The sequence below is a fragment of the Pseudomonas fluorescens genome, assembly GCF_000730425.1.
Classification (GTDB): domain Bacteria; phylum Pseudomonadota; class Gammaproteobacteria; order Pseudomonadales; family Pseudomonadaceae; genus Aquipseudomonas; species Aquipseudomonas fluorescens_X.
Window position 1 is genome coordinate 1,444,383 of sequence record NZ_CP008896.1, and the last position, 12,999, is coordinate 1,457,381.

A 12,999-nucleotide genomic window follows, 5' to 3' on the forward strand; every position below is an offset into this window, starting at 1 on the left:
GCGCCTACATTGCCCGTGTCTACAACGGGGACTTGACGGTAATCGGACTGGCCCGGCGTTTGGCACACAGCCCGTAATACAACAACCCGCCCAACGCCGACCCGGTGAACCAGCCATAGCTGTAGAACCAGTTGAACGCATCGCTGCCCAACGACAGCAAGGTCAGCACCACCGGCACCCCAAAGGCGATAAACCCCGCCACATTCCACGCCGGGTACACGTCATCGCGGTACAACCCCGCCAGGTCCAGTTGCTGGCGGCGAATCAGGAAGTAGTCCACCACCATGATTCCGGCAATCGGCCCCAACAGGCTCGAATAACCGAGCAACCAGTTCGAATACACCGTTTCCAGGCTGACCTCGGAAACGATCAAGCCGAGCTTTTTCAGCAGCTCATGGGCCATCAGCGCCAGCCCCACCAGGCCAGTCAGGATCACCGCCGTGGTGCGGTTGATCAGCTTCGGCGCGATGTTCTGGAAGTCATTGGTGGGCGAGACAATATTCGCCGCGGTGTTGGTCGACAGCGTGGCAATGATGATCAACGCCATCGCCACGGCCACCCACACCGGGCTCTGGATGTGCCCGATCAGGGTCACCGGGTCGGAGACGCTGACACCCACCAGCTTTACCGAAGCGGCGGTCATGATCACCCCCAGCGCAGCGAACAGGAACATGGTCAGCGGCAGACCGAAAATCTGCCCCAGAATCTGGTCCTTCTGGCTTTTGGCATAGCGGCTGAAGTCGGGAATATTCAAGGACAAGGTGGCCCAGAAGCCGACCATCGCCGTCAACCCGGCCATAAAGTAGCCCGTCAGGCTCGCGCCTTCAGGACGCTTGGGCGGGATCGCCATCAATTCACTGAGCGACACATTGGGCAACGCCCACACCAGCAGACCGATGCCCACCGCCACCAGCAGCGGCGCCGATAGGGTTTCCAGCCATTTGATCGACTCGGCACCGCGCAGCACCACCCACAGGTTCAACACCCAGAAGATCATGAAGCCGATCACCTCACCCGTGCCGCCCAGGCTCTTCCAGCCCTCGAAAATCGAGCCGAGGAACAAGTGGATCGCCAACCCGCCGAACATCGTCTGGATGCCGAACCAGCCACACGCCACCAGGGCGCGGATCAGGCAGGGCACATTGGAGCCGAGAATGCCGAAGGATGAACGCAGCAGCACCGGGAACGGAATACCGTACTTGGTACCAGGAAAAGCGTTAAGCGTCAGGGGGATGAGGACCACGATATTGGCCAGCAGGATCGCCACCAGCGCTTCGCCCACCGACAAGCCGAAGTACGCGGTGAGCACCCCGCCCAGGGTGTAGGTCGGCACGCAGATCGACATGCCGACCCACAGCGCCGTGATGTGCCACTTGTTCCAGGTGCGCTCGTGCACCTTGGTCGGTGCCATGTCGTGGTTGTAACGGGGGCTGTCGAGGACGTCGCTGCCGGCGTCGAGTTCATACAGGCCGTCGCGTTCTATGACTTGCGATCTGTTCTGTTGCATGGCCGCTCCACGGTTTTTCGAATTATTGTTGCTCATCCGGCGTTCAACGCTGGATGGCCGCAGTACCGCATGGACAACATGACATCACGGACCCGGCCAGCCGGCAGCGCACTCAATTATCGTGCCGCAAGCCGTCGCTTCATCCGTACCGCTTATATAACTGGCTGATGTTTATCAGCTTTATTTTCTCTACCGAAGAGCCCTACGGTACTTTCAACGTTACTCAGGCCAAATAACGCAGAAGTTGCCCGAACAATCAGGACTCAATCTGGTGCAATACAATTATTTTTATTACTGCCCGCCGTCAAGAGGCAACTCTCAAGCGTCTGATTTGCAATAGAAAATGTTGTTCATATTGGGAACCTGTCAAGTGCGTCAAAATGGTGATAGCGCGCTACATTTTGGTGAAATCAAGTTTTTATTATTAAAAATCAATTACTTGAAATAGAAATAGGCTTATAAAAAATAATCTTGATCATTCTAAAAACTCGGGCTAGTTTCTATTCCTGTCACCCATGACAAGAATAAATCTTGCACGGTGAGCAGCACTACAACACTTAGAACTGGCATAAGCCGGTCAAGCCTCTGAGGAACTCGGCATGTCTCTGTTGATCCGTGGCGCTACCGTTGTTACCCATGATGAAAGTTATAAAGCCGATGTCTTGTGCGCAGATGCTCTAATCCGCGCCATTGGCACTAACCTGAATGTTCCCGCCGGCACCGAGATACTCGATGGCAGCGGCCAATACCTGATGCCTGGCGGTATCGACCCCCATACCCATATGCAACTGCCCTTCATGGGCACGGTGGCCAGCGAGGACTTCTTCAGCGGCACGGCAGCAGGCCTGGCAGGCGGGACCACCTCGATCATCGACTTCGTGATTCCCAACCCGCAGCAGTCGTTGATGGAGGCCTTTCACCAGTGGCGCGGCTGGGCCGAGAAGTCGGCAGCCGACTACGGGTTTCATGTGGCGATTACCTGGTGGAGCGAGCAGGTGCGCGAGGAAATGGCGGAGCTAGTGACCCATCACGGCATCAACAGCTTCAAGCACTTCATGGCCTACAAGCACGCGATCATGGCCGCCGACGACACCCTGGTCGCCAGCTTCGAACGCTGCCTGGAACTGGGCGCGGTGCCCACCGTGCATGCCGAGAACGGCGAGTTGGTCTACCACCTGCAACGCAAGTTGCTGGCCCAGGGCATCACCGGGCCCGAGGCCCATCCGCTGTCCCGCCCCTCGCAAGTGGAAGGCGAAGCCGCCAGCCGCGCGATCCGCATTGCCGAAACCATCGGCACGCCGCTGTACCTGGTACATGTGTCCACCCAGGAAGCCCTTGACGAAATCACCTACGCCCGCGCCAAGGGCCAGGCGGTCTATGGCGAAGTCCTGGCCGGGCACCTGCTGCTGGACGACAGCGTGTACCAGCACCCCGACTGGCAGACTGCAGCGGGCTACGTGATGAGTCCGCCCTTCCGCCCCCGCGGGCATCAAGAGGCGCTGTGGCGTGGCCTGCAGTCGGGCAACCTGCACACCACCGCCACCGACCACTGTTGTTTCTGCGCCGAGCAAAAGGCCGCCGGGCGTGACGATTTCAGCAAGATCCCCAATGGCACCGCGGGTATCGAAGACCGCATGGCACTGCTATGGGACGAAGGGGTCAACACTGGGCGCCTGTCGATGCAGGAATTTGTCGCACTGACCTCCACCAACACCGCGAAAATCTTCAACCTCTACCCACGCAAAGGCGCGATCCGGGTCGGTGCCGATGCCGACCTGGTGCTGTGGGACCCCCAGGGCACGCGGACCCTCTCGGCCAAGACCCACCATCAGCAGGTGGACTTCAACATCTTCGAAGGCAAAACCGTACGCGGCGTGCCCAGCCACACCATCAGCCGGGGCAAGCTGGTCTGGGTCGATGGCGATCTGCGGGCCGAACGTGGTGCGGGGCGTTATGTCGAGCGGCCGGCGTACCCGGCTGTGTTCGAGCAGTTGCGCAAGCGCGCGGAGCATTCCAGGCCCGCCGCTGTGAACCGCTGAGGCCCCTATCGCCGGCAAGCCGGCTCCTACAGTTTGACCGCATTCAACTGTAGGAGCTGGCTTGCCGGCGATAAGGCCAACCCAGGCAACACAAAAACCAATGCCCATCAGAGGCAGCACCTCAATCACCGTGAGGCCACGACCGTGATCCAGACCCTGAACCACCTTCCCCACCCCCATGAAGACGGAGCAACCCTCGCCAGCCACTTCACCGACCTGGCCCCGCCGCTCAATGCCCGCCAGGCCCACCTGGAAGCCTCGCGTTGCCTGTATTGCTACGACGCCCCCTGCGTCAACGCGTGCCCCAGCGAGATCGATATCCCGTCATTCATCCGCAATATCCACACCGACAACGTCCAGGGCGCGGCGCAAAAGATTCTCTCGGCCAACATTCTCGGCGGCAGTTGCGCACGGGTCTGCCCGACTGAAATCCTCTGCCAGCAAGCCTGTGTGCGCAACCACAGCGAAGAATGCGCACCGGTCCTGATCGGCCTGCTGCAACGCTACGCCATCGACAACGCGCACTTTGACCAACACCCCTTCCAGCGCGCCGCGTCTACCGGCAAGCGCATCGCCGTGGTCGGTGCCGGGCCGGCAGGTTTGTCCTGCGCCCATCGCAGTGCCTTGCATGGGCATGACGTGGTGATTTTCGAAGCCCGGGAAAAGGCCGGTGGCCTCAATGAATACGGGATCGCCAAATACAAACTGGTGGATGACTTCGCTCAACAGGAACTGGATTTCCTCCTGCAGATCGGCGGCATCGAAATCCGCCACGGCCAGCGCCTGGGTGACAACCTGAGCCTGAACGACCTGCACCAGCAATTCGATGCGGTCTTCCTCGGCCTGGGCCTGGCCGCCAGCAAACAGCTGGGCCTGCCCCACGAGGACGCCCCCGGCCTGCTCGCCGCTACCGACTACATCCGCGAACTGCGCCAGGCCGATGATCTCAGCCAACTGCCCCTGGCCGACCGCTGCATCGTGCTCGGTGCCGGTAACACCGCCATCGACATGGCCGTGCAAATGGCCCGCCTGGGCGCACGCGACGTCAACCTGGTGTACCGCCGCGGCCTTGCCGACATGGGCGCCACCGACCATGAGCAGGCTATCGCCAAGGCCAACCAGGTACGCCTGCTGACCTGGGCCCAACCCGAAGCCGTGTTGCTGGATGACCAAGGCCAGGTGCGCGGCATGCGCTTTGCCCGCACACGCCTGGAAAACGCTCGCCTGCAAACCACCGGCGAAACCTTCGAGCTGGCAGCGGATGCAATCTTCAAGGCCATCGGCCAAGGCTTCGATGGCCAGGCTTTGCACGACCCACTGGCCCAGCAACTGCAGCGCCAGGGCGAGCGGATCTTTGTCGATGCGCAGCTGCAAACCAGCATCCCGGGCGTGTATGCCGGAGGCGATTGCATCAGCCTCGGGCAGGACCTCACCGTCCAGGCCGTACAACACGGCAAGCTGGCCGCCGAGGCCATGCACGCTCAACTCATGCTCAATGTGGAAGCTGCGTAAATGGCCGATCTATCGATTGTGTTCGCCGGTATCAAAGCCCCCAACCCGTTCTGGCTGGCCTCTGCGCCGCCCACCGACAAAGCCTACAACGTGGTGCGCGCCTTCGAGGCCGGCTGGGGTGGCGTGGTCTGGAAAACCCTGGGCGAGGACCCGGCGGCGGTCAACGTCTCGTCCCGTTACTCAGCGCACTTTGGCGCCAACCGTGAAGTGCTGGGCATCAACAACATCGAGCTGATTACCGACCGCTCCCTGGAAATCAACCTGCGGGAAATCACCCAGGTGAAAAAGGACTGGCCGGATCGTGCCCTGATCGTGTCGCTGATGGTGCCGTGCGTCGAAGAATCGTGGAAGAACATCCTGCCGCAGGTAGAAGCCACCGGTTGCGACGGCATCGAGCTGAACTTCGGCTGCCCCCACGGTATGCCCGAACGGGGCATGGGCGCGGCGGTAGGCCAGGTGCCGGAGTATGTAGAACAGGTGACCCGCTGGTGCAAGACCTATTGCTCGCTGCCGGTGATCGTCAAGCTCACACCCAACATCACCGATATTCGCGTGGCCGCTCGAGCCGCCTATCGCGGGGGCGCCGATGCGGTGTCGCTGATCAACACCATCAACTCCATCACCAGTGTGGATCTGGAACGCATGGTCGCCCTGCCGATGGTCGGCACCCAGAGCACCCACGGCGGCTACTGCGGCTCGGCGGTCAAGCCAATTGCCTTGAACATGGTCGCCGAAATCGCCCGTGATCCCCAGACCCAGGGCCTGCCGATCTGTGGGATTGGCGGCATCGGCAGTTGGCGCGATGCCGCAGAGTTCGTGGCCCTGGGCTGCGGCGCAGTGCAGGTGTGTACGGCGGCGATGCTGCACGGCTTTCGGATTGTCGACGAGATGAAGGATGGCCTGTCGCGGTGGATGGACAGCCAGGGCTACAGCAACCTGCAGGATTTTTCTGGGCGCGCCGTAGGCAACACCACAGACTGGAAATACCTGGACATCAACTACCAAGTGATCGCCAAGATTGACCAGGCCGCCTGTATTGGTTGCGGGCGCTGCCACATTGCCTGCGAGGACACCTCGCACCAGGCCATTGCCAGCCTCAAGCAGGCCGACGGCACCCACCTGTACCAAGTGATCGACGACGAATGCGTGGGCTGCAACCTGTGCCAGATCACCTGCCCGGTGGCGGATTGCATCGAGATGGTGCCGATGGACACGGGCAAGCCGTTTTTGAATTGGACTCAGGATCCGCGCAACCCTTACCGCGAGGCGGTGTAGCCTTTTAAATCGCTATCGCAGGCAAGCCAGCTCCCACATTCGATCGGGTTCACACAATCAAAATGTGGGAGCTGGCTTGCCTGCGATGAGGCCCTCAGCCTCACCACAAACTCAGGGCTCCAAGCCAATCCCCCGCAGAATCACACGGGTCACCGTCTGCACCGCTCGCTCGAACTGCATATCCGACAACGGCTGATGGTCATTGAGGATCATCACCTGGTGATCAAAGTCGGCATAGTGCTGGGTCGACGCCCAGATCATATACAGCAGGCTCGAGGGCTCTACCGCAAGGATGCGTTTGTCTTCCACCCACTGGCGGATTTTCGCTTCCTTCATCTTGGCCCAGTCGTACAGGCTCGCGTCCAGCGCTTCACCGAGGGTCGGCGCGCCGTGGATGATTTCGTTGGCCCAGACTTTCGAGCCATAGGGACGGCTGCGCGAATGCTGCATCTTTGCGCGGATGTAGCTGCTGAGGACTACGCGCGGGTCATCAAACATCTCGAAGCACAATGCATCCTGCTTCCACACTTCCAGCAGGTCGAACAGCACCGCACTGTACAACTCGCTTTTGGTGCTGAAGTAGTAATGCAGGTTGGAGCGTGGCAGTTGCGCCTGTTCGGCAATGTCGGCCATGGCGGTGCTGCCATAGCCCTTTTCGGCGAAAACCTTTTCCGCCGCCAGCAGAATCTTCTCGACGTTGACCCGACGGATACCGATCTTGTGATTGCCCATAGGGGCTCCCTGACCACGACATGCCTGGAAGACTACCATCCGCTCTAGATCGGGGCGACAGCCTGAGGCGAAACTTCGTACACTGCCCGCTCCTCCCATTGATAGGTAGTGCACGATGTTGATCAAGAAAACCCTGACGACGGTGACCTTGCTGGCCTCGCTGCTGGGGGCTTCGGCAGCCTTTGCCCACGCCCACCTGAAAACCACCATGCCGGCAGTCGACAGCACCGTCGCCGCGCCCGCTGACCTGCGCCTGGTGTTCTCTGAAGGTATCGAAGCCACGTTCACCAAGGTTTCCCTGAGCAAGGACGGCACCGAAGTAGCGGTCAAGGGCCTGGAAACCCCGGACGCGGACAAGAAAACCCTGGTCGTGACCCCAGCCGCACCGCTGGGCGCCGGGACCTATAAGGTCGAGTGGCAGGCCGTCTCGGTCGATACCCACAAAAGCGCAGGCAGCTACAGCTTCAAGGTCGGCCAATAACCCATGGCAACCCTGCTGGTGCTGTGCCGTTTCCTGCATTTTATGGTTGTGCTGCTGATGTTCGGGGCCTGTGTGTTCAGGCCCGTGTTATTGGGCACACGCCCGCAGCCGGTCCTGGACCGCCAGCTGTCGCGCTTCACCCGGCTGCTGGCCTGGCTGGCCCTGGGCTCTGGCGTGAGCTGGCTGTTGTTGATCAGTGCCAGTATGGCCGGCAGTGAACTGGCGGCGCTGGATCTGCCAACGGTACGGTTGGTGTTGGCCAAGACCTTGTTCGGCCAGGTCTGGAGCCTGCACCTGTTGCTCAATGGCTTGCTGATCCTGAGCCTGTTGACGCCTTGGCATCACTTGCGCCTGCTGCTCAGTGCGCTGTTGCTGGCAACCCTGGCTCCCGTAGGGCACGGCGCGATGCTCAGTGGCCTGAGCGGGCAATTGCTGATGTTCAACCAGATGGTGCACCTGCTCTGCGTCGGCGCCTGGCTCGGCGGGTTGCTGCTGTTGGTGTTGATCCTGCGGCAAGCGGCCCTCTACCCACTGGAGACGATTCTTCGGCGCTTCAGCGGGGTCGGTTACCTGTTGGTGGCCGGGTTGCTGGTCACCGGGCTGATCAATATCCGTGTGCTGACCGGGCAGTTCTGGCCCACCCCGCTGTTCAGCGGTTTTGCCTTGATCCTGTTGATCAAGGTGCTGCTGGTCGCAGGAATGCTGGGCCTGGCCTTGCTCAATCGGCTGCGGATCAAGGATTGCCCGCAGCGCGTGGGCCAATTGCAGGCCAGCGTGAAGCTTGAATGGTTGCTGGGGCTGGCCGCCGTGGCTGCAGTGTCGCTATTGGGCACCCTGCCACCGATGCTCACGCCCCCCTAAACTAGGAGCCGGCTTGCCGGCGATGAGGCCATCAAGACTTGCGCTGACCTCAAACTGGCGCCTACAAGGGGTCAGGGCGGGCTGTTTTTCAAGCGGCCCGCCGTGTCGATGCTGACCACCACCGACAACCCCGGTCGCAGGCGTTCGCTCTGCTCCTGATCCGGGTCCACCGTAATGCGCACCGGCACCCGCTGCGCGATCTTGACGAAGTTGCCGGTGGCGTTGTCCGCCTGCAACAGGCTGAACTCGGCGCCCGTGGCCGGCGAGATGCGTTGCACCGTGCCGTGGAACTTGCGGTGGTTCAGGGCATCGACGGTAAACGTCACCGGCTGGCCCACCTGCACGTTGTCCATCTGGGTCTCTTTCATATTGGCGATCACCCACAGTTGGTTCGGCACCAGTGCCATCAACTGCGCCCCGGAGTTGACGTAGGCCCCCAGGCGCACGCCAATCTGCCCCAGTTGGCCATCCCGCGGCGCCAGCACGCGGGTGTTGGACAGGTCGATCCGCGCCAGTTCCACCGCCGCCTCGGCGCTGGCGACGGCAGCTTCCAGTGAGCCGCGGTTGACGATCACGGTCTGCAAATCCTGGCGCGCGATTTCCAGGCTGGCCTGGGCCTGGGCGACCGCGGCAACCGTCTGCGCGTTGGCGGCGCGGGTCACGTCCAGCTCGCGGCGGGACACCGAGCCATCGCTGATCAGCTCTTCGTTGCGACGCAGGTCGGCGGTGCTTTTACGCGCCTGGGCCTGGCTGTCGACCAGGGCGGCCTGGCGCAACTTAATGGTCGCCTCGGCGCTGTTGCGCTGTTGCACCACGTTGGCCAGGGATGCCCGCTGCACCGCCAATTGTGCCTGGGCCTGGTCCAGGCGCTGCTTGTAGATGCGGTCGTCGAGACGCACCAGCAAATCCCCGGCCTTGACGTACTGGAAGTCCTGCACCGGCACCTCGAACACATAACCGCTCAGCTGCGGGCCGATGATCGTCACCTGGCCGCGCACCAGCGCGTTTTCGGTGGTTTCCACAGCACTGCTAAATGGCGGCAATTGCCAGGCATACAACACGATCAACACGCCGACGATCGCAATCGCGGCAAAGCCCAGGGACGAAATGATGCGCACGCCCAGCGAGCGTTGTGCGGTGACCGTGGCTCCGGGGGGCGTGGTGCCTTCCGGGGTGGCAGCAATGGCATTGGTGGTCGTGGTGGTAGCCGTAGGTTCGGTCATGAAGGAAGTGCGCCGCTAGGTTGAACGGAAGGTGCTGCACTGGCGGCAGCTTTCAGGGTGGTACATCTGAGCCACAGGCTGCGGCTGAAAATCCACAACATGGTCAGCATCGCGATGATCGCGATCAGCATGAACACATCGTTGTAGGCCATCACGTTTGCTTCACGGGTGGCAGCCGTGGCCAGGCTGCGAATCCCCATCAAGTGTTGCAGTTGCGGGTCGGCAATCACCGAGCCGTAGGCCGAGCCGCCGCTCTGCACCCTGGCCGCCACGCGCGGGTCCAGCAGCGTCAGGTGTTCGACAATCCTGCTGGAGTGGAACTTCTCACGCACGCTCTGGAATGTACCGAGCAAGGCCGCGCCCATCAGCCCGCCAAGGTTCTGGCAGATACCGAACAGCACCGAAAAACTCACGAGGTTGCGCGGGTTGGTCAGCACATTGCGCATGCCCAGGACCATGGTCGGCCCGAGGAAGAACGTACCGCCAAAGCCCAGCAAAAACTGGCTCAGGTACATGTTCTGCGGCCGGGTCAGGTTGCTGGAGAAGCTGTCTATCACGGAGCCGGTGGCCATCAGGGCCAGGGAAATCACCAGCGGCATCAGCAAGTGCGCCGGGTTGATGGTCAGGGCGCTGACCACCAGGCCACTGATCGCCCCCAGCAGCATCACCAGGTACAAGGTGCGCATCTGCTCGCTGCTCATGTTCAACGCCTGCAAAAAGCCCACTGCGCCGGTGGACTGCTCGGACAGCACCATGCGGATCAGGATCACCGCCAGGGCCAGGCGGATCATCACTCCGCCGCCCAGCCAGCGGGTCATCAGCAACGGGTTGGTGCGGTTATGCTCGATGGCCAGCCCAGCCATGATCAACACCAGCGAACAGGCTGACGCAATGCCAATCCACGGTGCTTCCAGCCACCAATCGATACGCCCCAGGGACAGCACCGCGCAAAGCAACGCCACACCCGAGGCGAGCAAGGCGAAGGTCAGGAAGTCGAGTTTTTCAAAGGTCTTGAAGCGGTCGCCCGGCGGCAACTTGAGCAGGAACACACAGCCCAGGCAGGTCAGTGCCATGCCCAGCTCAAACAGATACAGGCCGCGCCACTCGGCAATTTGCAGCAGGTCCTCGGAGAACAGTCGTGCCAGGGGCAAGGCCAATTGCGCAGTACCCAAGCCCAGCACCAGCGCCTTGAGGCGCCACTTCGCGGGGAACGCCTGCACCATATAGTACAAACCCAGGGAACTGAGGGCCGCGCCCACCATACCGTGGGCCGCCCGCACGGCAATCGCGGAACTCAGATCATTGACGAACAAGTGGCCGAAGGTCACCAGCGCGTACAGCATCAGGAACACTTCGGTAAACGCGCGCAGGCCGAACTGTTGGCGGAACTTCACCAGCAGCAGGTTCATCGAGACGTTGGTCATCACATAGGCTGCGGGCAGCCAGGCCATTTCGGCAGTGGTCGCGCCCAATGCCCCTTGCAGATAAGGCAGGTTGGCGATCACCAGCGCATTGCCCAGGCCACCGGTGAGGGCCACCAGTACGCCGACCAGAGCAAAGGCCCAGCGTTTGAGCGGGGGATGATCGGGAGTGGACGGCGACCCCGGCAAATTCGGGCGTTCGTGGGGTTGCCAGGCGTGAGGGGCGTATTTATCCATTCGTGACCTTGATGACCGACGCACAAGGCCGGTAAAACCATGACTCAGAGAGTAGTAGACCTGAGCTAAGTTCATCTTGTCACTTTTGTAGGCGCTGGCTTGCCCGCAATGGCATCACCTCGATCAATCAGTTACACCGAGGTGATGCCATCGCCGGCAAGCCGGCTCCTACGAAGAAGCGTCAGATCCAGCCGAGCCAGCTCCAATAGGTAGCGGCGAAGACCAGCATCAACAGGTAGCCGATCAAGGTCACCAGCAGGCCCACCTTGGCAAACTGCCGTGCGGTAAAGGTGCCAGTGCCCAGGCACACCATGTTCTGCGGCGCGTTGATCGGCAGGATAAAGCCGTAACTGACCACAAACCCCAACAGCATGGTCATGCCCAACCGGCTGAAATCTCCCGGCAGGGTTTGCAGCACGGCAATCAGGATCGGCAGCAAGGCCGAGGTCAACGCGGTGGCGCTGGCAAAGCCCAGGTGGATCACAATCAGGAATGCGCCAAGGATCGCAAACACGCCCAGCGGCCCCAGTTGATCCAGGCCGGTATGCCCCACCACCTGCGCGCCCAGCCATTGCCCGGCCTGGGTGGTCAGCAATGCCGTGCCCAGGCTGATGCCCACGCCGAACACAATCACCGTGCCCCACGGAATGCGCGACTGCACGTCCTTCCAGGTCATGACCCCAATCCCCGGCAGCAGCAGCAAGACCAGGCCGGCGTAAGTGGTAGAGGTGGTGTCGAAGCTGTGCAGGCGCCCTTCCGTGGCCCAGGCCAGCAGCAGCAATACCGAGACCGTCAGCAAGCGTTTCTGCGGCCCGGTCATGGGGCCGATATCGGCCAGGGATTGCGCCACCGCTTCCTTGCCGCCGGGAATGCTGTTGCTTTCCGGTGGCAGCAACTTGAGCACGAGGAACAGCAGCACCGCCGACATGATCAGCGCCCACGGCGCCCCGGCGATCAGCCAGTCGATCCACGACACACGCAGGCCAAGCATCTTGTCCATAAAACCCACGGTCAGAAGGTTCTGCGCCGCAGCGGTCTGGATCCCGACGTTCCAGATACTGGTGCCCTGGGCCACGACTATCATGATCCCGGCAGCGATATTCGAGCGCTTGTCCACGCCAAACGCGGCAATCACCCCCATCATGATCGGCACCACGCAAGCACTGCGGGCCGTGGCGCTGGGCACTACCAGGCTGAGCAGGAGGGTGACCGCAATCGCTCCCACCAGAATCCCGCGGGTGCTGGTGCCAACCCGGGTCAGGGTGACCAGGGCGATGCGCCGGTCCAGGCCGGTGTGGGTCATGGCCGCAGCAATGAACAACGCACCGGCCACCAGGGCCAGGGCCGGGTTGGCAAAGCCGGTGAGCGCCATGCTGATGGCCGGGCTGGAACCGATCAGGTGCGTCGGGTCCTGCAGGGACGGTGCGGTCCCCAGCAGAAAGGCCATCAACGAGGTAATCATGATCGCACTGGCCTCGTAGGACACCGCTTCGGTGATCCACACCACCACGGCAAAGGCCAGGATCGCCAGCATCTGCTGGCCGGCGACCGGCAAGTCGGCGGGCAGTGGCAACAGCAGTACGCCGACCATCACCAGCACGGCGATCACCAGGCCCATGGGCAGTTTGAAGGAAACAGCAGGTGTTGCGGGGGCACTCATGGAAATCTCCGGCGGCCATGACAATCAAGGCCAGCAGCATGAGGCAAAGCG

General features: G+C 61.7%; 10 protein-coding genes. 5 read left to right on the forward strand and 5 right to left on the reverse strand.

Annotation, left to right across the window (positions count from 1 at the left end):
- Window positions 1-19: 19 nt before the first annotated feature.
- A complete protein-coding gene (locus HZ99_RS06025; RefSeq protein ID WP_038447955.1) occupies window positions 20-1,507 on the reverse strand; it encodes an NCS1 family nucleobase:cation symporter-1 in 1,488 nt (495 codons plus the stop codon).
- Window positions 1,508-2,106: 599 nt separating this feature from the next.
- Here HZ99_RS06025 and hydA point away from each other — a divergent pair.
- The 3 genes from hydA to preA all read left to right on the forward strand — a co-directional run bounded on the left by hydA (window position 2,107) and on the right by preA (window position 6,333).
- On the forward strand, window positions 2,107-3,546 hold the full coding sequence (gene hydA, locus HZ99_RS06030; RefSeq protein ID WP_038441829.1) for a dihydropyrimidinase: 1,440 nt from the start codon (window positions 2,107-2,109) through the stop codon (window positions 3,544-3,546).
- Between the two features lie 144 nt (window positions 3,547-3,690).
- A complete protein-coding gene (locus tag HZ99_RS06035) occupies window positions 3,691-5,058 on the forward strand; it encodes an NAD(P)-dependent oxidoreductase (RefSeq protein ID WP_038441830.1) in 1,368 nt (455 codons plus the stop codon).
- The gene (preA, locus tag HZ99_RS06040; RefSeq protein WP_038441831.1) at window positions 5,059-6,333 is read left to right on the forward strand and encodes an NAD-dependent dihydropyrimidine dehydrogenase subunit PreA; all 1,275 of its coding nucleotides are present in this window, start codon (window positions 5,059-5,061) and stop codon (window positions 6,331-6,333) included.
- A gap of 111 nt (window positions 6,334-6,444) precedes the next feature.
- Here the strand turns inward: preA and HZ99_RS06045 are convergent, their stop codons facing one another.
- Complete coding sequence (locus tag HZ99_RS06045) at window positions 6,445-7,065, reverse strand: TetR/AcrR family transcriptional regulator (protein WP_038441832.1); 621 nt, start codon at window positions 7,063-7,065, stop codon at window positions 6,445-6,447.
- 115 nt (window positions 7,066-7,180) lie between these two features.
- Here HZ99_RS06045 and copC point away from each other — a divergent pair, with 115 nt between their 5' ends.
- On the forward strand, window positions 7,181-7,546 hold the full coding sequence (gene copC, locus HZ99_RS06050) for a copper homeostasis periplasmic binding protein CopC (RefSeq protein ID WP_038441833.1): 366 nt from the start codon (window positions 7,181-7,183) through the stop codon (window positions 7,544-7,546).
- Window positions 7,547-7,549: 3 nt separating this feature from the next.
- Window positions 7,550-8,407: a copper homeostasis membrane protein CopD gene (copD, locus tag HZ99_RS06055; RefSeq protein ID WP_038441834.1), complete on the forward strand. Its 858-nt coding sequence runs from the start codon at window positions 7,550-7,552 to the stop codon at window positions 8,405-8,407.
- 71 nt (window positions 8,408-8,478) lie between these two features.
- On the opposite strand, the gene HZ99_RS06060 is transcribed toward copD, so the two are convergent.
- The 3 genes from HZ99_RS06060 to HZ99_RS06070 form a co-directional block, all read right to left on the reverse strand.
- Window positions 8,479-9,630 carry an HlyD family secretion protein gene (locus HZ99_RS06060; RefSeq protein WP_038441835.1) on the reverse strand — a complete coding sequence of 384 codons (1,152 nt, stop codon included), beginning with the start codon at window positions 9,628-9,630 and terminating at the stop codon, window positions 8,479-8,481.
- Complete coding sequence (locus HZ99_RS06065; RefSeq protein ID WP_038441836.1) at window positions 9,627-11,288, reverse strand: MFS transporter; 1,662 nt, start codon at window positions 11,286-11,288, stop codon at window positions 9,627-9,629. The genes HZ99_RS06060 and HZ99_RS06065 overlap by 4 nt, the downstream gene beginning before the upstream one ends.
- A gap of 181 nt (window positions 11,289-11,469) precedes the next feature.
- On the reverse strand, window positions 11,470-12,948 hold the full coding sequence (locus tag HZ99_RS06070) for a DASS family sodium-coupled anion symporter (RefSeq protein ID WP_038441837.1): 1,479 nt from the start codon (window positions 12,946-12,948) through the stop codon (window positions 11,470-11,472).
- Between the last annotated feature and the right edge of the window lie 51 nt (window positions 12,949-12,999).

Coding starts and splice junctions, on each gene's coding strand:
- HZ99_RS06025 (WP_038447955.1), bottom strand. CDS start 1,507: ATGCAACAGAACAGATCGCAAGTCATAGAACGCGACGGCCTGTATGAA.
- hydA (WP_038441829.1), top strand. CDS start 2,107: ATGTCTCTGTTGATCCGTGGCGCTACCGTTGTTACCCATGATGAAAGT.
- preA (WP_038441831.1), top strand. CDS start 5,059: ATGGCCGATCTATCGATTGTGTTCGCCGGTATCAAAGCCCCCAACCCG.
- HZ99_RS06045 (WP_038441832.1), bottom strand. CDS start 7,065: ATGGGCAATCACAAGATCGGTATCCGTCGGGTCAACGTCGAGAAGATT.
- copC (WP_038441833.1), top strand. CDS start 7,181: ATGTTGATCAAGAAAACCCTGACGACGGTGACCTTGCTGGCCTCGCTG.
- copD (WP_038441834.1), top strand. CDS start 7,550: ATGGCAACCCTGCTGGTGCTGTGCCGTTTCCTGCATTTTATGGTTGTG.
- HZ99_RS06060 (WP_038441835.1), bottom strand. CDS start 9,630: ATGACCGAACCTACGGCTACCACCACGACCACCAATGCCATTGCTGCC.
- HZ99_RS06065 (WP_038441836.1), bottom strand. CDS start 11,288: ATGGATAAATACGCCCCTCACGCCTGGCAACCCCACGAACGCCCGAAT.
- HZ99_RS06070 (WP_038441837.1), bottom strand. CDS start 12,948: ATGAGTGCCCCCGCAACACCTGCTGTTTCCTTCAAACTGCCCATGGGC.